Annotated in this window: 19 protein-coding genes and 1 pseudogene; 6 read left to right on the forward strand and 14 right to left on the reverse strand. The window is 66.8% G+C overall.

What is annotated here, in order from left to right; genetic code table 11:
• Together MIC448_RS01090 and MIC448_RS01095 are read left to right on the forward strand one after the other, a co-directional pair.
• Window positions 1–500: pseudogene (locus MIC448_RS01090) on the forward strand (gfo/Idh/MocA family oxidoreductase); the annotation flags it as partial.
• 17 nt (window positions 501–517) lie between these two features.
• Window positions 518–1393, forward strand: a complete 876-nt coding sequence (locus MIC448_RS01095; RefSeq protein ID WP_036294741.1) for an NYN domain-containing protein — start codon at window positions 518–520, stop codon at window positions 1391–1393.
• 50 nt (window positions 1394–1443) lie between these two features.
• Here the strand turns inward: MIC448_RS01095 and MIC448_RS01100 are convergent, their stop codons facing one another.
• The 7 genes from MIC448_RS01100 to nhaA form a co-directional block, all read right to left on the reverse strand.
• Window positions 1444–1857 (reverse strand): membrane protein, encoded by a 414-nt coding sequence (locus MIC448_RS01100; protein WP_036294744.1) that lies wholly within the window; start codon window positions 1855–1857, stop codon window positions 1444–1446.
• Between the two features lie 68 nt (window positions 1858–1925).
• On the reverse strand, window positions 1926–2948 hold the full coding sequence (locus tag MIC448_RS01105) for a 1-aminocyclopropane-1-carboxylate deaminase (RefSeq protein WP_036294747.1): 1023 nt from the start codon (window positions 2946–2948) through the stop codon (window positions 1926–1928).
• Window positions 2949–3021: 73 nt separating this feature from the next.
• Window positions 3022–4062 carry a cupin domain-containing protein gene (locus MIC448_RS01110; protein WP_036294749.1) on the reverse strand — a complete coding sequence of 347 codons (1041 nt, stop codon included), beginning with the start codon at window positions 4060–4062 and terminating at the stop codon, window positions 3022–3024.
• Window positions 4063–4064: 2 nt separating this feature from the next.
• Window positions 4065–4520 (reverse strand): hypothetical protein, encoded by a 456-nt coding sequence (locus MIC448_RS01115; protein ID WP_051512872.1) that lies wholly within the window; start codon window positions 4518–4520, stop codon window positions 4065–4067.
• A gap of 7 nt (window positions 4521–4527) precedes the next feature.
• Window positions 4528–5178 carry a GyrI-like domain-containing protein gene (locus tag MIC448_RS01120; protein ID WP_051512874.1) on the reverse strand — a complete coding sequence of 217 codons (651 nt, stop codon included), beginning with the start codon at window positions 5176–5178 and terminating at the stop codon, window positions 4528–4530.
• 126 nt (window positions 5179–5304) lie between these two features.
• Window positions 5305–7875: an ATP-dependent Clp protease ATP-binding subunit gene (locus MIC448_RS01125; protein WP_036294752.1), complete on the reverse strand. Its 2571-nt coding sequence runs from the start codon at window positions 7873–7875 to the stop codon at window positions 5305–5307.
• Window positions 7876–7935: 60 nt separating this feature from the next.
• Window positions 7936–9825: a Na+/H+ antiporter NhaA gene (gene nhaA, locus MIC448_RS01130; RefSeq protein ID WP_036294785.1), complete on the reverse strand. Its 1890-nt coding sequence runs from the start codon at window positions 9823–9825 to the stop codon at window positions 7936–7938.
• A gap of 51 nt (window positions 9826–9876) precedes the next feature.
• Here nhaA and MIC448_RS01135 point away from each other — a divergent pair, with 51 nt between their 5' ends.
• Window positions 9877–10668 (forward strand): EI24 domain-containing protein, encoded by a 792-nt coding sequence (locus MIC448_RS01135; RefSeq protein ID WP_081766100.1) that lies wholly within the window; start codon window positions 9877–9879, stop codon window positions 10666–10668.
• Here the strand turns inward: MIC448_RS01135 and MIC448_RS01140 are convergent.
• Window positions 10665–11129, reverse strand: coding sequence for a DUF3817 domain-containing protein (locus MIC448_RS01140; protein WP_036294755.1), 465 nt, complete (start codon window positions 11127–11129; stop codon window positions 10665–10667). The two genes, MIC448_RS01135 and MIC448_RS01140, sit on opposite strands and share 4 nt — an antisense overlap.
• A gap of 139 nt (window positions 11130–11268) precedes the next feature.
• Here MIC448_RS01140 and MIC448_RS01145 point away from each other — a divergent pair, with 139 nt between their 5' ends.
• Window positions 11269–11640: a VOC family protein gene (locus MIC448_RS01145; protein ID WP_036294758.1), complete on the forward strand. Its 372-nt coding sequence runs from the start codon at window positions 11269–11271 to the stop codon at window positions 11638–11640.
• A gap of 29 nt (window positions 11641–11669) precedes the next feature.
• Here MIC448_RS01145 and MIC448_RS01150 read toward each other — a convergent pair whose 3' ends face one another.
• The gene (locus tag MIC448_RS01150) at window positions 11670–13193 is read right to left on the reverse strand and encodes an ATP-dependent DNA ligase (protein WP_036294761.1); all 1524 of its coding nucleotides are present in this window, start codon (window positions 13191–13193) and stop codon (window positions 11670–11672) included.
• Window positions 13194–13320: 127 nt separating this feature from the next.
• Between MIC448_RS01150 and MIC448_RS01155 the strand changes: the two genes are divergently transcribed.
• On the forward strand, window positions 13321–14445 hold the full coding sequence (locus MIC448_RS01155; RefSeq protein ID WP_036294791.1) for a methyltransferase: 1125 nt from the start codon (window positions 13321–13323) through the stop codon (window positions 14443–14445).
• Between the two features lie 128 nt (window positions 14446–14573).
• Here the strand turns inward: MIC448_RS01155 and nrdF are convergent, their stop codons facing one another.
• From nrdF to nrdH, 4 genes are read right to left on the reverse strand one after another with little or no spacing between them, the layout of a single operon-like run.
• Window positions 14574–15548, reverse strand: a complete 975-nt coding sequence (nrdF, locus tag MIC448_RS01160) for a class 1b ribonucleoside-diphosphate reductase subunit beta (protein ID WP_036294765.1) — start codon at window positions 15546–15548, stop codon at window positions 14574–14576.
• 31 nt (window positions 15549–15579) lie between these two features.
• Window positions 15580–17736 (reverse strand): class 1b ribonucleoside-diphosphate reductase subunit alpha, encoded by a 2157-nt coding sequence (gene nrdE, locus MIC448_RS01165; protein WP_036294768.1) that lies wholly within the window; start codon window positions 17734–17736, stop codon window positions 15580–15582.
• Entirely contained in the window at window positions 17718–18149 is a 432-nt protein-coding gene (nrdI, locus tag MIC448_RS01170) for a class Ib ribonucleoside-diphosphate reductase assembly flavoprotein NrdI (protein WP_036294771.1), read from the reverse strand. The genes nrdE and nrdI overlap by 19 nt, the downstream gene beginning before the upstream one ends.
• Window positions 18150–18173: 24 nt before the next feature.
• Window positions 18174–18407 carry a glutaredoxin-like protein NrdH gene (gene nrdH, locus MIC448_RS01175; RefSeq protein WP_036294795.1) on the reverse strand — a complete coding sequence of 78 codons (234 nt, stop codon included), beginning with the start codon at window positions 18405–18407 and terminating at the stop codon, window positions 18174–18176.
• Window positions 18408–18800: 393 nt separating this feature from the next.
• Here nrdH and MIC448_RS01180 point away from each other — a divergent pair, with 393 nt between their 5' ends.
• Window positions 18801–20006 (forward strand): MFS transporter, encoded by a 1206-nt coding sequence (locus tag MIC448_RS01180; RefSeq protein WP_036294774.1) that lies wholly within the window; start codon window positions 18801–18803, stop codon window positions 20004–20006.
• A gap of 11 nt (window positions 20007–20017) precedes the next feature.
• On the opposite strand, the gene MIC448_RS01185 is transcribed toward MIC448_RS01180, so the two are convergent.
• Window positions 20018–20422: a hypothetical protein gene (locus MIC448_RS01185; RefSeq protein ID WP_036294777.1), complete on the reverse strand. Its 405-nt coding sequence runs from the start codon at window positions 20420–20422 to the stop codon at window positions 20018–20020.
• Between the last annotated feature and the right edge of the window lie 41 nt (window positions 20423–20463).

The raw sequence follows: 20463 nt of genomic DNA on the forward strand, positions 1-20463 counted from the left end.
ACCGCCTGAACGCGCTGGAGCTCGGCGGTGGCGCACTGCTCGACCTCGGCATCTATCCCGTGTCGTTCGCCTGGGACATCCTGGGACGCCCCGAAACGATCCTCGCATCGGCTCGAAAGAGCGATACGGGGGCCGACACCGAGATCGCGACGATCTTCACGCACGCGTCCGGAGCGATCTCGACCACGATCTCGTCGTCGCGCGCGGCCGGTCCGAACAGCGCGCACATCATCGGAACCGCGGGGCGGATCGATATCGACCGCACCTGGTACAACGCGACGTCGTTCCGCTTCAGCGCTCCGGACGGCACGGTACGCGAACACTATGTGTCGCACGTCCAGGGCCGCGGGATGCAGTACCAGGCACTCGCGGCAGAACGGCTCGTCGCAGAAGGCAACCTGAGCGGCGACATCCTCCCCATCGACGAGACGGTGGAGATCATGGCGACCCTCGATCAGATCCGGGGCCACATCGGCCTCGTCTACCCGAGCGAGGCCTGAGATGGGCGGCGCCTGATATGGCCGAGGGTGGACGCGTTGCCGTCTATCTCGACTTCGACAACATCGTCATCTCCTGGTATGACCGCGTGCACGGTCGGAACGCGTACGGACGCGACAGACAGCGCATCGCCGAGAATCCGGCCGAGCCCGAGATCGCGGAACGCCTGAGCCAAGCTGTCATCGACGTCGGCGCGATCATCGACTACGCCGCCTCGTTCGGGACCCTCGTGCTGACGCGCGCGTATGCGGACTGGTCGTCGCCCGTCAACGCTGTGTACCGCAGCCAGCTCGTAGCCCGCGCGGTCGACCTAGTACAGCTTTTCCCCGCCGCGGCGTACGCGAAGAACGGCGCCGATATCCGCCTCGCGGTCGACGCGGTGGAAGACATGTTCCGCCTTCCCGACCTCACGCACGTCGTGATCGTCGCGGGTGACTCGGACTACGTGCCGCTCGCGCAACGCTGCAAGCGCCTCGGTCGGTTCGTCGTCGGCGTCGGCGTCGCTGGGTCCACGGCGAAGTCCCTGGCGGCGGCCTGCGACCAATTCGACGCTTACGACGCCCTCCCGGGAGTCACGGTTCCGACCGACAAGCCGCAGCAGAAACCGGATGCATCGGCATCCGACGCTCCCGTGCGTCAGCGTCGCCGAAGCGCGAAGGATCCGGCCGCCGATCTGCTCGAGCGTGCCCTGCGGCTCGAGCACGAGCGCACCGACGCCGACTGGATGCACAGCTCGGTCATCAAGAACCTGATCAAGCGGATGGATCCGTCGTTCAGCGAGAAGGGGCTCGGTTACAAGTCGTTCTCGGACTTCATCAAGGCGCATCCGACGATCGTCGAGATGAACGAGACCGACAACATCCGGCTCGTACGCCTGGTTCCCGACAAGCGCTGAGTCAGCGGACGCTGAGCCGCCAGCTCGGTCACTGAGCCTGTCGAAGTGACCTACCGGTCCCGGGTCGACCAGTACGCCCAGGCCACGAGCACGGGCTGGAAGAACAGCCGCACCAAACGCTTGCGGTCGGTGTCGAGACCGAAGCCGTCGCGCTTCTTCATGTACTGCTCGATGTTGCCCGGGAAAACGGCGACGAAGAACGCCGCGAGCATCAGACCGATGCGTGAACGTTCCTTCGGCAGCGCGATCAGCGCCGCGCCGAGCATGATCTCGACGGCGCCGGACGCGACGACCACGGCATCTTTGTCGAGCGGGGTGTATTCGGTCGTCCAGTCGGGTACCTGCGCCTGAAACTCTTTTCGCGCCCAGAACAGGTGCGAGATACCGGCGAAGGCGAGCGCCCCACCGAGCGCCCAGCGCGCGATCGTGCGGGCGGGAGAGGTGGATCGACCGGGGTTCGTCATGAACCCCAGTCAACACCTCGTTCGACGCATACGCGACCCGGAATATTCGCCGACGCTGGATCCTGAGGTCAGTGGTAGCGGCCGCTGTAGGCGTTCAGCGCCGGCTGTCCACCCAGGTGCGCGTACAAGACGGTGGCATCGCGCGGAATGTCACCCGAGCTGACGAGGTCGATGAGACCGGCCATCGACTTGCCCTCGTAGACGGGGTCGATGATGACGCCCTCGAGGCCTCCCGTCAGGCGCATGGCCTCGTCGGTCGAGGCGACCGGGATGCCGTAGTAGTCCCCCGCCCACCCCTCGAGAACGGTGATCTCGTCATCGCGCAGCTCGCGCCCGACGCCGATCATGTCAGCCGTGCGGCGGGCGATCCGGGCGACCTGGTCGCGCGTCTCGTCGATCTTCGCCGACGCGTCGATGCCGATGACGCGACGCTCGCGCCCGCCGAAGTTCTGTTGCAGGTCGGCGAAGCCGGCGATCATGCCGGCGTGCGTCGAACCGGTCACACTGCACACCACGATCGTGTCGAAGAAGACGCCGAGCTCGGCCTCTTGTGCGGCGACTTCGTGCGCCCAGTTGGCGAATCCGAGTCCGCCGAGCGGGTGGTCCGAGGCCCCCGCGGGGATCGGGTACGGCGTGCCACCGGATGCCTCGACATCCGCGATCGCCTGCTTCCACGAGTCCTTGAACCCGATGCCGAAGCCCGAAGCGTCCAGCCGAACGTCGGCGCCCATGAGGCGCGAAAGCATGATGTTGCCGACGCGATCGTTCACCGAGTCGGGCCAGTCCACCCAGTTCTCCTGCACGAGCACGGCCTTCATGCCCAAATGCGCGGCGACGGCGGCGACCTGGCGCGTGTGATTGGACTGCACTCCGCCGATCGAGACCAGCGTGTCGGCGCCCTGTGCGATGGCGTCGGGGACGAGGTACTCGAGCTTGCGCACCTTGTTGCCGCCGTAGGCGAGTCCGCTCGAGACATCCTCCCGTTTGGCCCACACGCGCGCGCCGCCGAGGTGATCGCTCAGCCGGTTGAGCGGGTGCACGGGACTCGGCCCGAACGTGAGCGAGTGGCGCGGAAAATCGCTGAGCGGCATGTCTCTCCAAAGACTCGGGAATGCAACATATTACACATTGCTAACGAGAGCCCCGAACCGTGTGCGTCGAGGCTCAGACGGGGTCGGTCGGGTTGATCCGCTCCACCGGCAGCGGATCAACGGGGGTGAAGGGGAACTCCGGCAGGTCATCGATCGCCACACCGAGGGTCGCGGCCAGCACGGGGCGCGAGAACGCCGACACGGACTCGCGATAGCCGATATCACCCGGCGTCGGCTGATCGAAGAAGATCAAGAAATGGATGTCGTCATCGCCGATGACCTCGATCTGATGCGGATAGGCGGGCGGCACGAAGTAGCAGTCGCCTGGCTGCAACAGATAGCTGTCGACCGTGCCGTCGGGGTCGAGGATCGACATCCGGGCGCGACCCCGGTGCACGTAGCCCATCTCCGCGGTGCCGGGGTGCCAGTGCGGTTCGCGCATCCCGTCGTCGCGGATCGTGAGCGAGTACATCGACATGCTCGTGAGCGCGGGCCAGTACTGGCTGCGGGCGAGCTTCACGGCACCGAACGGATGCTTGAGGGGCGCTTCTTGCGCCGCCAGATCGAGCTTGTGCGGGTTGCCATAGCCGGCTGTGTCGGGAATGACCGGCGGTCCCTCGCGCCGCACGATGTCGCGCGAGGTGGTGTCCCGCGACACCGGCGCGAATTCGCTCGATGCCAGGCCGAAGGTGTTGCCCAGAACCGCATCGGACATCTGGCCGAAGGCTGCGTGCAAGGAGAAATCCTCGGGCGACTCGTTCGAGAAGGCGACGATGACCTCGGCCTCGGAGTCGCCGATGTTCTCGATGTGGTGCAGCGCACCGGACGGAATCGTGAACATCTGGCCCGCATCGATCACGAACGACGAGAAGACGCTGCCGTTCTCGACGATCGACACCAGAACGGACCCCGACAGGCAGTAGCCGAGCTCGTCTGCGTTGGCGTGCCAGTGCGGTTCACGGACGCTGCCGGGCGCGAGCACCAACCGCTTGATCGAGAGGCGGCGCAGGATCGGGAAGTTGTCGACGGTGAGGCGACGGATGCTGCCGAGCTGGCTGTCGTGCTGGGCATCGGCGGTGACAAGTGAACGGACGTGCCGGGAAGACGGGGTCATGCTCAACGGCGACCTTTCGGGAATCGGGATGACGACGACGAAGACGGAAGGGCCGTGCTCCACAGTGCCCACACGACGAGCACGGGCTGCAGAAGCAGTCGCACGAAACGGGCGCGATCCGTGCGCATGAGCGGCGCGGGGCGGCCCGTCCGCCACTGGTGGACGTTGCCCGGGAGCACGGCGACGAAGAAGGCCGCGACGGCCGCTCCGATGCGACGACGCTCACGCGGCAGAACGACGAGTGCGGCACCGAGCATGAGTTCGACAACCCCCGAGGCGATGATGATCGCATCCGTGTCGAGTCGCAGCATCCGCGTCGCCCACTCGGGCACGACGATCCGATACCCACGACGACCGCGCGAGAGATGCGACAGCCCGGCGCCGACCAGCAGGGCGGCGAGCAACAGGCGCCCGATCGTGCGTGCGATCTCGGCCGGATTCTTCGATGCGCGTTCCATCACGTGCTCAGTTTTCCACGCCGCCGCGAGCGCCGACGTTCGACTCAACCCGCTCGACGGGCTGCCGGAGGATCGTTCGAAGCTTCTCGGGCGCCGCGCGACGCGGATCGCTGAGGTAGATCTCGTGGTGGCGTCCGGTCATCCGCAGTCCCTGCTCCGGAATGAACTCGGCGTGCAGCGCCTCGAGTAGCGGCCCTTCTGCGTCGTAGGACCCGATGTGGAGCGTCTGGACGCTGAGGCCCTCGTCGAGCACGTCTACCCGCAATGCCGCGAGCGCCGGCGCGATGCCTTTCGCGCGCACCGTCTGCATCGCGAGGTCCACGTGAGCGTCGTCGATCCACTCCGGCACCATGATCATCGCGGTCCACCGCCAGCGGCTCTTGTCCCGCGCGGCGGTGAAGGCGGCCATGTCGGCGGCCCACCACAGCGCCTCGAGGGGCATCACGACGTAGTCGCGGTCGAGTTCGCGTTTGCTGAGGAACTTGAGCGCGTACGCCACGGGATAGAGGGTCGCCAGGGCGTCCGCGTAGCTCTGCGAGGTGTTGGGGTCCCCGGCGCCGTCGATCGCCAGGTATCGCACCGGCGGCACCGTCACGATCTCGAAGCGACCGTGGGGCGCCGCGTATGTCGGGATCTGCTTCTTCAGGTCGACCTTCATCTCGCGAGAAGCGTAGCGAGGGGAAACGGCGTCCGAGAAGAGGGCCGTTGCCGAGCGGAGGGAGAATTCGGTGGGACTCCCCCTCCGCTCGGCAAATCTCCTCCCCCGAGCAGAGGGAGGACGCCGTTACGCCGCCAGAGCTTGAGCGAGTGCGAGGCTTGTCACCGCAAGCTCGCCACCCGAGGCATCCACCCGCACCGCTCCCCCGTCGCTCAGCTCTCCCGAGACGAACAGGTCCGCGATGCGGTCGTCAACCTCGCGCTGGATCAGCCGGCGCAGCGGCCGTGCTCCGTACTCGGGCTCGTAGCCGTGCTCGGCGAGCCAGTCGATCGCGGCGTCCGACACCTCGAACGAGACCTCGCGCGCGCTGAGGCGGCGCTCGGTCGCACCCAGCATCAGGCTCACGATCTCGCGCAGCTGAGCTTTCTCAAGCTTGCGGAACAGCACGATCTCGTCGATCCGGTTCAAGAACTCGGGACGCATCGCCTCGCGAAGCTTTCCCATCACCCGCACGCGCAGCTCGTCCTCGTTCCCGAAACCGGTCGACCCACCGCCGTCGGCGATGAAGCCGATGGCGCCCGACCGCGACGCGAGAAACTCTGACCCGATGTTCGAGGTCATGACGATCACCGTGTTGCGGAAGTCGATCGTGCGTCCCTGGCCGTCGGTCAGGCGTCCGTCATCGAGCACCTGCAGCAGCAGATTGAAGACATCCGGATGCGCCTTCTCGATCTCATCGAACAGCACCACCGCGTAGGGATTCCGGCGCACGCGCTCGGTCAACTGGCCCGCCTCGTCGTAGCCGACGTATCCCGGAGGGGCACCGACCAGGCGCGATACGGTGTGACGCTCGCCGAACTCGCTCATGTCGAACCGGATCACGGCCGACTCGTCGTCGAAGATCGACGACGCGAGCGCCTTGGCCAGCTCGGTCTTTCCGACACCCGTCGGGCCGAGGAAGAGGAACGATCCGATCGGTCGGTGCGCGTCGCCCATGCCCGTGCGGTTGCGCCGCACGGCCTTCGCGACGGCCTCTACCGCGCCATCCTGACCGATCACGCGGCCGTGCAGCTCACCCTCCAGCTCGGCGAGGCGTTCGCGCTCGGTTTCGGTCAGGCGGTTCACGGGGATGCCGGTGGCCCGGCTGATCACGGCAGCGATCTGGGCCTCGTCCACGACGGCGTCGGTGCTGGCACCCGCCCTCGTGCGCGATGTGGCCTCGTCGATGCGCTGCTGCACCTCGGCGATCGCGTCGCGGATTCGGGAGGCCTCCTCGTAGTGCTCGGCGGAGACAGCGGCGTACTTGTCTGCCTCCAACTCCGCGAGCCGCGCGATCAGGGCGCTCACGTCGACCTTCGCGCCGAGCCGCAGGCGCAGCCGCGCCCCGGCCTGGTCGATCAGGTCGATCGCCTTGTCGGGCAGCACGCGCTCGGTCAGGTACCGGTCGCTCAGCTCGACCGCCGCCCGCAGCGCGTCGTCGGTGTACTCGACGGCGTGGTGCTCGGCATAGGCCGGGCGCAGGCCGCGCAGGATCAGCACGGAGTCCTCGATCGAGGGCTCGCCGACACGCACGGGCTGGAATCGGCGCTCCAGCGCCGGATCCTTCTCGATGGTCCGGTACTCCTTGAGCGTGGTGGCGCCGACCACGTGCAGGTCGCCGCGCGCGAGACGGGGCTTCAGGATGTTTCCCGCGTCCATCGCGCCGTCGCCGCCGCCTCCGGCACCGACGAGCGTGTGCACCTCGTCGATGAAGACGATCACCTCGCCCTTGCGGGCCGAGATCTCGTCCATCGTCTGGGTCAGCCGCTCCTCGAAGTCGCCGCGGTAGCGGGTGCCCGAGAGCATGGCGGACAGATCCAGCGAGATGACGCGCTTGTCGCGCAACTGCTCGGGCACGCCGCCGTCGACGATCGCCTGGGCCAGGCCCTCGACGATCGCGGTCTTGCCCACACCCGCCTCGCCGACCAGCACCGGATTGTTCTTGGTGCGGCGGCTGAGTATCTCGATGGTCTGCTCGATCTCGTCGGCACGACCGATCACGGGGTCGAGCTGGCCCGCGCGGGCGCGCTCGGTGAGGTCGGTTCCGAACTTCTCGAGCATCGGGGACTGTGTCTCGGATTCGGTCTGCTCGGGGCGCGTCTCGCCCATCGGGCCGACGGTCTCTCGGGCGCCCTGGGTGAGGGCCTCGGCAGTGACGCCGGCTTCGGCGAGGACCTGCCCGACCGGGGCATCCTGAGCCAGAACGAGCGCGAAGAAGAGGTGCTCGGGATCGACGTAGGTGGACCCGGATGACCGCGCCACCTGGAACGCGTGGAAGAGCGAGCGCTGAACGGACGACGTGATGACGGCGCTGTCGACCGACGCGGGGCTACCCGCGGCGGGTAGGCGCCCCTCGGCCGCGCGCACGATCGCCGACGCACTCGCACCGACGCGCTCGACGGCCTCGCGGGCCGGGGACTCGTCCACGATCACGCGAAGAATGTGCAGGGCGTCGAGCTCGCGCTGGCCGCGCTCGAGCGCGTAGCGTCCGGCGCGCTGCAGGATGTCCTGCGTGCGGGCGCTGAGGAACCGCGCGAGGTCGATCGACCGCTCGGCGCGAGCGCGTTCACCCGCCATGTAGCGGGAGAGGAATTCGTCGAATGCACCGGCACCGCTGTCGAAGCCGTCGCCATTCGGGGGTGTGACATCGTTGGGCACGAGGCCTCCTGATCAACATGAGTCTTGAGCACTCAACTTTAGGAGTTGAGTGCGTTCGTATCAAGTTGAACGCGGAGGGGCGGTGGGTATTCCCGCCTGTGTCTGATCGGCCGCCTCGAGCGCTCGAATGAGGCTTTCGGAGTCGTAGGGCCCAACGTGCCGCTTCTCGCCGACGAAGAACGTCGGTGTGGAATGCAGGTCCATCATCTCGGCGTCGAGCCGGTCGTCGTCGACGCGTCGAATGACCTCGGCTGAGCGGAAGTCATCGACGAAACGGTCGATGTCGAGCCCCAGGGCGGTGGCGTAGCCGCGGATGTCGTCCTTCGTGAGCGCCTTCTGATTCGCGAACAGCGTCCGCGCCATCTCGAAGAAGTGTCCCTGCAACCCGGCGGCTTCGGCGGCCTTGGCCGCATCCTCGGCATGCGCGTGCACTGCATCGAGGGGAAGGTGACGGAAGACCCAACGCACCTGCCCGGGAAGACGATCGAAGACGGCGTCGATCGATCCGGTCGCCCGACTGCAGAACGGGCACTCGAAATCGCCGTACTCGACGATCGTGTAGCGAGCATCGACCGGGCCACGAATGTGGTCACGCTCGGGGTCGACGGGTCGGACGAGGTGTGCGCCGATCGCTCGGGGCGGCTGCAGGCGATCCGCGACGGTGAAGATGACCCACCCCAGCAGGAACGCGAGAACGGATGCCGCGAGCACACCGACGCGCGCCAGATCCTGCGCCTCGGCGTCGTCGATCGCGATGGTCACGATGAAGAGCGAGATCGTGAAGCCGATGCCCGAGAGCGCCGCTCCCCCGGCGATCCGGGGCATCCCGAGCCCCGGCGCGAGCTTGCCACCCCCGAACGCGCGAACGAGCGCTGTGCCACCCACGATGCCGACGAACTTGCCGACCACAAGGGCCGTGATGATGCCCCAGGTGAGGGGCGAGGTGAAGGCCGCCGCCAGCACCTGACCGTCCAGGTGCACACCCGCGTTCGCGAGGGCGAAGATCGGCAGAACGAGGAACGAGATGTACGGCGACCAGGACGTCTGCAGGCGCTCGTTGATCGACAGGGATTCGCGCAGGCTCCGAGTCACCGCCGCGGCGTAGAGAGTGTTCGGCGACTCACGGAACGCCTGGGTGAGTTGGGCGGTGCGCTCCACATCGCCCCGGCGAGGCGCGAAGACGGGGATGAGCAGCGCCACGGCGACGCCCGCGAGGGTCGGATGGATGCCGGCGTACGCCAACGCGACCCAGAGCCCCACGCCCAGGACCGCGTAGCTCAGCCCCCGTGCGGCGCGCAGGAACCGCACGCAGGCGAGCGCCGCGACGAGCATGATCGCGACCGCGAGCGGGATCCAGCGGATGCCCTCGTTGTAGAACAGCCCGATCACGAGCAGCGCGCCGACGTCGTCCACGACCGCGAGCGTGAGAAGGAAGGTGCGCAGGCGCGCCGGGAACTTCGGGCCGATGATGGCGAGCGCACCCAGCAGGAACGCCGTGTCGGTCGAGATCACGACACCCCACGCGTGGGCGTAGTCGGTCGACGCGGCGAACGCGAGAAAGATCAGGGCCGGCAGGATGAGCCCCGCAACGGCCGCCGCGATGGGCACTCGTGCTCGCGCCGGGTCCGTCAGCTCACCGATCGCGAACTCGCGTTTGACCTCGAGCCCGACGAGGAAGAAGAAGAAGGCCATCAGGGCGTCGTTGACGACACCGTGCAGCGTCGCTGAGACCTGCAGATCGCCGAGCGAGACATCCAGATGCATGTCCCAGAACTGCTCGTACGTGTAGCCCCAGGGCGAGTTCGCCCACAGAATCGCCAGCGCCGTGAAGATCAGGAGCAGTGCCGCCGCTTTGCGATCCGAGGAGTCGCGTTTGTGCTTCATCCGCACCGATACCGGCGGCTCGAGCGTGATGGATCCGGACGGAGAGGCAGACCCGGGAGCGCTCATGCCGCCCAGCATAGGGGTCGCACCCGACGCGGGCGGCCGTAGCCTGGTGAGATGCGAGAGTTCCTGACGGGTGTGCGGATGCTCGGACGCGGCCTCTCGCTCTGGCGACGCATCCCGGGCACCATGGCGCTCGGGCTGGTTCCCGCGGCAATCGTCGGCATCGTCTTGTTCGCGGGCCTTGTGGCGCTGTCTTTCCAGCTGCCCTCGCTCGCCGAATTCGTCACCCCGTTCGCGGACGGATGGCCGGGACTCTGGGCGGGCGTCCTGCGCGTCGCCGTCGGCACGGCGATGCTGGGCGCCGCGCTCGTGCTGATCGCCATTTCGTTCACCGCCCTGACGTTGCTGGTCGGCGAGCCGTTCTACGACCGGATCTGGCGCGCGGCCGAACGCGAGCTCGGCGACGCTCCTGCCGATGCCCCCTACGGGTTCTGGCGTTCTGTCGGTGACGGTGTCTCTTTCGTCGTGCGCGGCATCCTGATCGCCATCGCGGCCGGCCTGCTGGGGGTCATTCCCGTGGTCGGCGGGTTCGCCGGCGCCGTCGGCGGCATCCTGCTGACCGGATGGCTGCTCGCCGATGAGCTCTCATCGCGGGCGCTGTCGGCTCGCGGGATCGACCGTGCAACGCGCCGCGCGCTGCTCGGCGGCAACCGCGCGCGGACTCTCGGCTTCGGCGTCGCGACACAGCTGTGCTTCTTCGTTCCGCTCGGCGCGGTGCTCATCATGCCGGCGGCGGTCGCGGGGTCCACCGTGCTGGCACGGTCGCTGGTCGCACCGGAACCGATCGCCGCGGCCGAGCGGCGGCCCGAGCCGGGTTCCGCGCAGGGTCCCGAACAGGCCTCCTAGTCGCGGCCACCCGGCGGGCCGACGATCAGCAGCACGACGAAGATCACGATCACGAGCGCCGCGACCAACACGGCGAGGATCCACGGGCGCCGCAGCAGCGCCCGCATGAGGCGATCGTGCCAGGCGCCGTCGCGGGGGTCGGTGCCCGCTTCGAGGCGCCAGGCCCCGGCGAGCCGACCGCTGCGGTGCAGCCAGATCTCGGTCGGGATCGTGGCGTAGGGCACGATCGCGCTGGCGATCGCGACGATCGTGGGCAGGGCGCCCCACCGCTGATTCTTGGCAACCAGTACGGCCGTCGCGCCGTACGACAAGAACACGAACCCGTGGATGCCGCCGCCGATCGAGACGGCGATGTCCAGGTCCACGGTGGCCCGCAAGATCAGCCCGGTGATCAGCAGGGTCCACGAGATCGCCTCCGCGATCGCGAGGGTGCGGAACAGGGTGAGCGGGGTGCGGAACACGGGTGAACTCCTCAGGGGGCGGGACTCCATCTCATCATGGCGACACCGACGCATCCGTCCTCGTTGCGGACACTCCATGTCCGCGGCCTTTCGTAACCTGAGCGCGAGGCATCGGATGGGTGCACGGGAGGTTGCAAAAATGGACTGGAAGATCGAGCTCATCTTCGTACCGGTAGCGGATGTCGACCGCGCCAAGGAATTCTACGAGCGGGTCGGATTCCACACCGACCACGATCAGGTGCCGTACGAGGGGCTCCGCTTCGTGCAGATGACGCCACCGGGGTCTGCGTGCTCGATCGCCTTCGGCGACGGTCTCGAGATCGACCTCGAACCGGGTCGACAGAACACGATTCAGGTGGTGGTGCCGGATGCCGACGCGGCGCTGGCTCACCTGCGATCGGTGGGGGTCGAGGCATCCGATGTCGACGATCTGTCGTGGGGGCGGTTCGTCACGTTCGACGACCCCGACGGAAACTCGTGGACCCTGCAACAACTGCCCGCCGCCGGCTGAGCTTCACCAGCCGGCGGGCTTACGACGGGTCAGCCGCGCAGCATCCCCCGAAGCGTCTGGATCGTGTCGGCGTCGCGCGGTTCTTTGTCGCTGCGATACCCCTTGACCCGGGCGAATCGCAGCGCGATGCCGCCCGGGTAGCGGGACGAACGCTGGACGCCGTCGATCGCGATCTCAACGACGGTCACGGGTTCAACCCACAGCACGTAGGGGTCGCGGCGCACCTCGATCGTCGGAAAGTGCGCGGTCTGCCACGCGAGCGTCTCATCGGTCATGCCCTTGAACGTCTTGCCCACCATGACAAATCCACCCGGGGGCCCGAATTCTCCTGTCGAGTCGAGCGCGCCCAGATGGATGTTCGAAAGCATGCCCGACCGGCGTCCCGAACCGGGCTCGACGGCGAGCACGACGAGGTCGAGCGTGTGGACCGGCTTGACCTTGATCCAGCTCGCACCGCGGCGCCCGGCGGCGTAGAGCGAGTCGATGCCCTTGACCATCACGCCCTCGTGACCTGCCGCGAGCGCCTCGCGCCCGATGCGCTCGGCCGTTTCGGCATCCGCCGTGATCTCACCGGGAACGCGGTGGTCCGGCGCGATCGTTGCGAGCGCGTCCAGCCGCGCGGCGAGGGGCTCGTCGATCAGGTCGCGACCGTCCAGGTGCAGCACGTCGAAGAACCAGGGCCGCAGCGCGATCTTTCGCGCGGTTTCGGCCCCGAAGCGCGCCATCGTGTCCTGGAACGCGCGCGGTGCATCGTTCTCGTCGAGCGCGAGCGTTTCGCCATCGAGCACGACATCGTGCACGGGCATCCGTCTGACGACATCCACGATCTCGGGCAGCCGGTGCGTGATGTCCGCCAGGTTGCGGGTGAAGATCCGCACGTCGTCGCCGCTCCGGTGGACCTGGATGCGAGCCCCGTCGAGCTTGTACTCCACGGATGCCTCACCCACCGTCCCGATGGCTTCGGCGATCGAGGGGGCCGTGCTCGCGAGCATCGGCTGGATGGCGCGCCCCACCACGAGTCCGGTGTTCGCGAGATCTTCCGGCGTGCCGGTCAGGGCAACTCGCGCCGTGCTCGCAAGGTCCCCGGACAGCATTGCCGCTCGGCGCACGTCCGCGACAGGACGCTCGGCGGCGCGGGCGATCGCGTCGGTCAATACACCTTCGAGCGCGCCCGTCCGCACCTCGCCGAGCAGCGCACCCCGCAGCGCATCACGTTCCCGTTCGGTGGCGGCATCCATCAGCTCGCGCAGGATCGTCGAGCGTCGCGCCGCGGAGCCTGAACCGGACGCCTCGACCAACCGCGTGAACGCGGCGTCGACATCCGCGATCGTGAGCGTCGGTGCGGGGGCGGCCGCCTCGAGCGTCGCCGCCAGGCTCCGCCACCCGACGCCGACCTTTCCCTGTCTCGGCCTGCCGAGCATAAGGCCGGTGGCCGGAATGATCTCGTCGGGCTCGAGCGCGCGCAGGAAGGCGGCGAGCACCTCGACCTTGGCGAGCCGGGAGCGCGTCGCGCCGACCGCGGCGGCCGTTGCCGCGAGTTCGTCGAACAGCATGCGGTCAGTTTGCCACTGCCCTCGGACACGGGCCTCCGACGCTGGCCTCCGAAAGGAGCCGGGAGCGCGCTACCCGCCGGCGCTGACGTGGTCTGGGGCGCGACATCCCCGGGATAGCGTGGGTGCGGTGACCCTCGACCTCGACGCGCTACGCCCGTTCCCCGATTCCGACGACCCCGATCTGCGCGCGCACGACGCCGCGGATCGCCTTCTGCTCGACGAGTCCGCCGCCGCGCGAGCGGGCCTCGGGCGGCAGGACGTCGTCGTCATCGGCGACACATACGGCGCGCTCGCGCTCACGGTGGCAAGCGACACGGATGGCTCCCCCGGTGTGGTGCGCGTGCACCAGGACCCCCTTTCGTCCGAGCGGGGGCTCGATGCGAACGCGCGGTCGGTGGGCCTCGAAGCATCCGTCGTCTCGCTGCCCCTCGACGCCGAGCTCGTGCGCGGCGCCCGCGTGGTGTTGCTGCGACTGCCGCGCTCGCTCGAGGCGCTGCGTGACATCGCGGGACTCATCGCCGCACACGCGGCGCCCGATGTCGTCGTGTTCGCGGGTGGACGTCTCAAGCACATGAGCCTTGGCATGAACGACGTGCTGCGCGAGCATTTCGGGACGCTCGACGTTTCTCACGCCCGGCAGAAGTCGCGCGTGCTCATCGCCCGCGATCCGCAAAACGGACGCGACCCGGTGGCCTCGCGCGCCCAGCACGACGGTGTGATCGTCTGCGCGTTCGGGGGCGTGTTCGCGGGTGCGTCGCTCGACATCGGCACGCGGCTTCTGATCGACAACCTGCCCGACACGATCCCCGGTGAGGACGACGACGCGGCGATCGATCTGGCGTGCGGCAACGGGATCGTCGGTGCGACGCTGGCGCTCCGGTATCCGAGTCTGCGCGTCTACGCGACGGACGAGTCATCCGCCGCCGTCGCCTCGGCCCGCGCGACCGCCGTCGCGAACGGAATCGAAGAACGGATGTCCGTGGCCCGCGACGACGCCCTGTCGGCGTTGCCCGACGCGAGCGCGTCGTTCATCGCCCTGAACCCGCCGTTCCACCGCGGTGCGGCGATCGACGAGACGATCGCCCGGCACCTGTTCGCCGACGCGGCCCGCGTGCTGCGACCGGGCGGCGAGCTGTGGACCGTCTGGAACTCCGCACTGCAGTACCGCCAGCCGCTGGAGAGTCTGGTCGGCCCGACGCGTCAGGTCGCCCGCACGTCGAAGTTCACGGTCACCTTCTCGACCCGGCGCTGACCCCGCGGCCCTTAAACGCCGAAACACCCCTTCTGCGTCGAGACACCCCCTGTCGAGGGGTGTTTGGAAGCAGAAGGGGTGTTTCGCTGCAATTGCGGGACCGGAGGGACCGAGTCAGCAGACGGGGCTCAGAAGTCCCAGTCGTCGTCCTCGGTCGCGACGGCCTTGCCGATGACGTACGACGAACCCGACCCGCTGAAGAAGTCGTGGTTCTCGTCCGCGTTCGGCGAGAGGGCCGACAGGATCGCCGGGTTCACGTTCGTGACGCTCGAGGGGAACATCGCCTCGTAGCCCAGGTTCATCAGGGCCTTGTTGGCGTTGTAATGCAGGAACTTCTTGACGTCCTCGGTCAGCCCGACCTCGTCGTAAAGGTCCTGCGAGTACTGCACCTCGTTGTCGTAGAGCTCGTACATGAGCGAGAACGTGTAGTCCTTGATCTCGTCACGCTCGGCCTGCGAGACCCTCTCGAGCCCCTTCTGGAACTTGTAGCCGATGTAGTACCCGTGCACGGCCTCGTCGCGAATGATGAGGCGGATCAGGTCGGCTGTGTTCGTCAGCTTGGCGCGCGACGACCAGTGCATCGGCAAATAGAAACCCGAGTAGAAGAGGAAGCTCTCGAGCAGGGTCGAGGCGACCTTGCGCTTGAGCGGGCTGTCGCCACGGTAGTACTCCATGACGATCTGAGCCTTCTTCTGAAGGTTCGGATTCTCGACCGACCAGCGGAACGCCTCGTCGATCTCTTTGGTCGAGCACAGCGTCGAGAAGATCGACGAGTAGCTCTTCGCGTGCACCGACTCCATGAACGCGATGTTGGTGTACACCGCCTCTTCGTGGGGCGTGATCGCGTCGGGGATGAGCGAAACGGCGCCGACCGTGCCCTGGATGGTGTCGAGCAGCGTCAGACCCGTGAAAACACGCATCGTCAGCAGTTGCTCGTCGGGAGTGAGCGTGTTCCACGACTGGATGTCGTTCGAGAGCGGGATCTTCTCGGGCAGCCAGAAGTTGTTGACCAGGCGGTTCCACACCTCGACGTCTTTATCGTCCTGGATGCGGTTCCAGTTGATGGCCTGGACGGAGTCCAGGAGCTGGAGCTTTTCGCTCATCGGTGTTCTTCTCTCAGATCCAATAGGAGGATTACAGCGTGCAGCTGACGCATTCCGACATGTCGGTGCCCTCGAGGGCCATCTGGCGCAGGCGGATGTAGTAGATCGTCTTGATCCCCTTCTTCCATGCGTAGATCTGCGCCTTGTTGATGTCGCGCGTCGTGGCGGTGTCCTTGAAGAACAGCGTCAGCGACAGGCCCTGGTCGACGTGCTGCGTCGCCGCGGCGTACGTGTCGATGACCTTCTCGTAGCCGATCTCGTAGGCGTCCTGGTAGTACTCCAGGTTGTCGTTCGTCATGAACGCGGCCGGGTAGTAGACGCGGCCGAGCTTGCCTTCCTTGCGGATCTCGACCTTCGCCGCGATCGGGTGGATCGACGACGTCGAGTTGTTGATGTACGAGATCGACCCGGTCGGCGGCACGGCCTGCAGGTTCTGGTTGTAGATGCCGTGCTGCTGGATCTTCGCCTTCAGGGCGGTCCAGTCATCCTGCGTCGGAATGTGCACGCCGGCGAACATTTCCTTGACCTTGTCGGTCTCGGGAACCCACGCGCGCTCGGTGTACTTGTCGAAGAACTCACCCGACGCGTACGTCGAGTCTTCGAAACCCTCGAAGGCCTGTCCGCGCTCGATCGCGATCTCGTTCGAGGCGCGCAGGGCGTGGAAGAGCACCGTGTAGAAGTAGATGTTCGTGAAGTCGATGCCCTCTTCCGAACCGTAGAAGACGCGCTCGCGAGCGAGGTAGCCGTGCAGGTTCATCTGCCCGAGGCCGATCGCGTGGGTGCGGTCGTTGCCCTCTTCGATCGAGCGGACGGAGCGGATGTGGCTCTGGTTGCTGACCGCGGTCAGACCCCGGATGGCCGTCTCGACCGTCTTGCCGAGGTCGGGCGAGTCCATCGCCAGCGCGATGTTCAGCGACCCGAGGTTGCAGGAGATGTCCTTACCGATCTTCGAGTACGAGAGGTCCTCGTTGTACGTCGTCGGCGTGTTGACCTGCAGGATCTCGCTGCAGAGGTTGGACATGTTGATGCGGCCCTTGATCGGGTTGGCCGCGTTCACCGTGTCCTCGAACATGATGTACGGGTAGCCCGACTCGAACTGGATCTCGGCGAGGGTCTGGAAGAACTCCCGCGCGTTGATCTTGGTCTTCTTGATGCGCGGGTCATCGACCATCTCGCGGTACTTCTCGGTGACCGAGATGTCGCCGAACGGAACGCCGTAGACCTTCTCGACGTCGTACGGCGAGAAGAGGTACATGTCTTCGTCGTTGCGAGCGAGCTCGAACGTGATGTCGGGCACGACGACACCGAGCGACAGCGTCTTGATGCGGATCTTCTCGTCCGCGTTCTCGCGCTTGGTGTCGAGGAAGCGCAGGATGTCGGGGTGGTGCGCCTGCAGGTACACCGCGCCCGCGCCCTGACGTGCGCCGAGCTGGTTGGCGTAGCTGAAGCTGTCTTCGAGAAGCTTCATGACGGGGATGATGCCCGAGGACTGGTTCTCGATCTGCTTGATCGGGGCGCCGGCCTCACGGATGTTCGAGAGCAGCAGGGCGACGCCGCCGCCGCGCTTGGAGAGCTGCAGCGAGGAGTTGATTCCGCGCGAGATCGACTCCATATTGTCTTCGATGCGGAGCAGGAAGCACGATACGAGCTCGCCGCGCTGCGCCTTGCCCGTGTTGAGGAACGTCGGGGTAGCGGGCTGGAAACGACCAGAGAGGATCTCTTCGACGAGCTCCATCGCGAGCTTCTGGTCGCCGTCGGCAAGTCCCAGCGCCGTCATCACGACGCGGTCTTCGAACCGCTCGAGGTAACGCTTGCCGTCGAACGTCTTGAGTGTGTAGCTCGTGTAGTACTTGAACGCCCCGAGGAACGTCTCGAAGCGGAACTTCTTGCCGTAGGCGAAGTCATTGAGCTGCTGGATGAACCCGAACGGATACTTCGCCAGCACGGCCGGCTCGTAGTACTCCTTTTCGACCAGGTAGTCGAGACGCTCCTTGAGCGAGTGGAAGAAGACGGTGTTCTGGTTGACGTGCTGCAGGAAGTACTCCCGCGCGGCGCGCTTGTCGGCGTCGAACTGGATCTTTCCGTCCGCGCCGTACAGGTTCAGCATCGCGTTCAGGGAGTGGTAGTCCATCCCGTCGAACGCCGCGTTCTGCTTGAAGGGAGTCTCGCTCAGTGCTGTGTCCACCATCGTTCCAATCCGTCGCTCACGCGATCGATGTCTTCTGGCGTGCCGAACAGTTCGAGCCGGTACAAGTGCGGCACGTTGCACTTGCGGCTGATGATGTCGCCGGCGAGTCCGAATGACTCACCGAAGTTGGTGTTGCCTGCGGAGATGACTCCCCGGATCAGCTGGCGGTTGCGCTCCTCGTTGAGGAAGCGGACCACCTGCTTGGGCACGGCGCCTTTTTCTTCGCCCCGCCCCTGTCCCCCGCCGTACGTCGGGGTGACGAGCACGAACGGCTCATCGATGACGGGCGTGGACTCCCCCTGCAGAGGGATTCTGACCGCCGGCATCCCGAGCTTCTCAATGAACCGGGCCGTGTTGCCCGAGACGCTCGAAAAGAAGACGAGCAGGGGTGCCTTCGTAGCCAGCTTGCTCACGTCGCACCTCCCGTGCGCCGGGCCTCAGGCCAGGCGCGTTGCGAGTTCGTCGATCTTGTCGGGACGGAAGCCCGACCAGTGGTCGCCGTCGGTGATGACGACGGGCGCCTGGAGGTAACCCAGGGCCTTGACCTGCTCGAGTGCGGACGGGTCCTGCGACAGGTCGAGTACCTCGTATTCGAGGCCCTTCGAGTCGAGGGCGCGGTAGGTCGCGGTGCACTGGACGCAGGACGGCTTCGTGTAAACGGTGATTGCCATTTCGGCCTTCATCCCCTTATTCATCGGTCTTCTTGGTTGCTTGAGCCGGCGTCCCCCCACCGGGAGTCCAATACTACATATGGGTACCGACACCGGAAGGCACCACAAGGGGTAGTAGTTACATTCGTGTAGTTCTCCACCGCCTCTCCCCTTAACAACACAGGTTGTCCACCGATTCATCCACAGGCGGCGGTCCGATTTCGAACCTGAAAAATCGCTGAATAACGCCGCATTCGGATGCCTCGGCCCGAGCTATCCACAGGCACGACGTTATGGGGGGCCTCCGACATCCGGATTCCTGTGGAGAACGTCGACACGGCGTGTCGCACCTTCGCACCGACGTGTCGTGAACAGTGTCGGCGTGTCGCACACCGGGACTACCATTGACCTCTCGTGGGCGCATATCGGGAACTACTGAAGACGCCCGGCGTCGGCCGGATCATCGCCGCGCAACTGACGGCGCGATTCCCGAACGGGATGATCTCGCTCGCGCTGCTGCTCCACATCGAGCAGTTGACGGGATCGTACGGCGCCGCGGGCCTCGTGCTGGCCGCCACCTCGGTGGGTCAGGCGACAGCCGGACCGGTCACGAGTCGCTGGATGGGTATCTGGGGCATGCGCCGCGTCCTCACGCTCACCACCCTCGTCTGCGCCGCCGCACTGCTGGTGCTCGGGCTCTTCCCCATGGCACTCCCACTGACCATGGCGTTCGGTCTCGTCGCGGGCCTTGCCACCCCGCCGGTGCAGTCGGCGGTGCGGACGGTCTATCCGAAGATGGTCAACTCCCGTCAGCTGACACCGCTCTTCTCCCTGGATGCCTCCCTGCAAGAGCTCATCTGGGTCTTTGCACCCGTCGTCATCACGTTCGTCGCCCTCCAGGCGGGCACGACCACGGCCATGCTCCTGATCGTCGTGATCCTGCTGGGCGGATGCGCGTGGTTCATCATGTCGCCCGAGATCGGGCGCGTCCGCATCCCGCGCAGCCGCCGCACGATCGGCAAGGTGCTGGCCAAACCGCCCGTGCTGCTGGCGACCGTCATCGGGTTCCTCTTGATCGGCGCGTGCGCGGCGGTCGAGGCGGGTGTCGTCGCGACGTTCGGTCACGGCGGGTTCGAGGCCGGCATCGTGCTCGCCCTCTTCGCCATCGGCAGCCTGGCGGGGGGCTTGAGCTTCGGGCACATCCCGATCGGGTCGTGGGCGATGGCACGTCGCCTGACGGTTGTCGCGATCGGCCTCGCACTGACGACGATTTCGCTCAATGTCTTCTGGATCGGCGGCACGCTGATGCTCGCGGGGATCGGCATCGCCCCGGCCCTTGCCGTGGTGTTCGCGATCACGAGCGCGAGTGTGAAATTCAGCGACACGGCCGAGGCTTACGGATGGATCGGCACCGGGCAGCTCATCGGTGCCGCCGCGGGATCAGCCATCGCGGGATTCGTGATCGATGGCGCAGGCCCGACGGCCGCCTATTGGGCCGCGGCGATCTTCGCGGTGTTCGGCGTGATCGTCTCGGTCGTCTGGGTGCGCTCGTTCCCCGACCTGCGCGGCCGCGACGCGAGCCCCCTCCCCGACACAGAGCCCGTGCACACCATCACGTGATGCCCCGCAGGTCACGCGATGCGGCGCAGCACGTGCAGGAGGGCCAGGGCGTACGCATCCGACGGTTCCGGATGCGTGAACACGGCCGCCTCCCCCGCTATCTCGATCTCGACCTCGTGCGTGTCCACCAGGCGCCGCAGCACACGGAAGGTGCCGCGCAGCAGTTCACGCAACTGATCCTCGCGCGGTAGCCACAGCGCATCCTCGAGCGCGACGGAATCCAGCGCCCACTCGGTCGTGCCGTTGAAGGCCAGGATGATTCCGGTCGGGTATTCGCGCGGCTCGATCGTCATCTCGCTGACGGTGAAGATGTCGGCCTCGAACTCGGGTTCGTCAAGCTGGAATCGGTCACCCGACGCGGGGTGCCAGACGAGTCCCGTCTCGCGCAGCGCGATCGCCAGCTCGGTCGAGATCATGCATCCATCTTGCCGCCGGTGAAGGCCGGCGGGGCCGGAAC

Source organism: Microbacterium sp. C448, assembly GCF_000582705.2.
Lineage (GTDB): Bacteria > Actinomycetota > Actinomycetes > Actinomycetales > Microbacteriaceae > Microbacterium > Microbacterium lacus_A.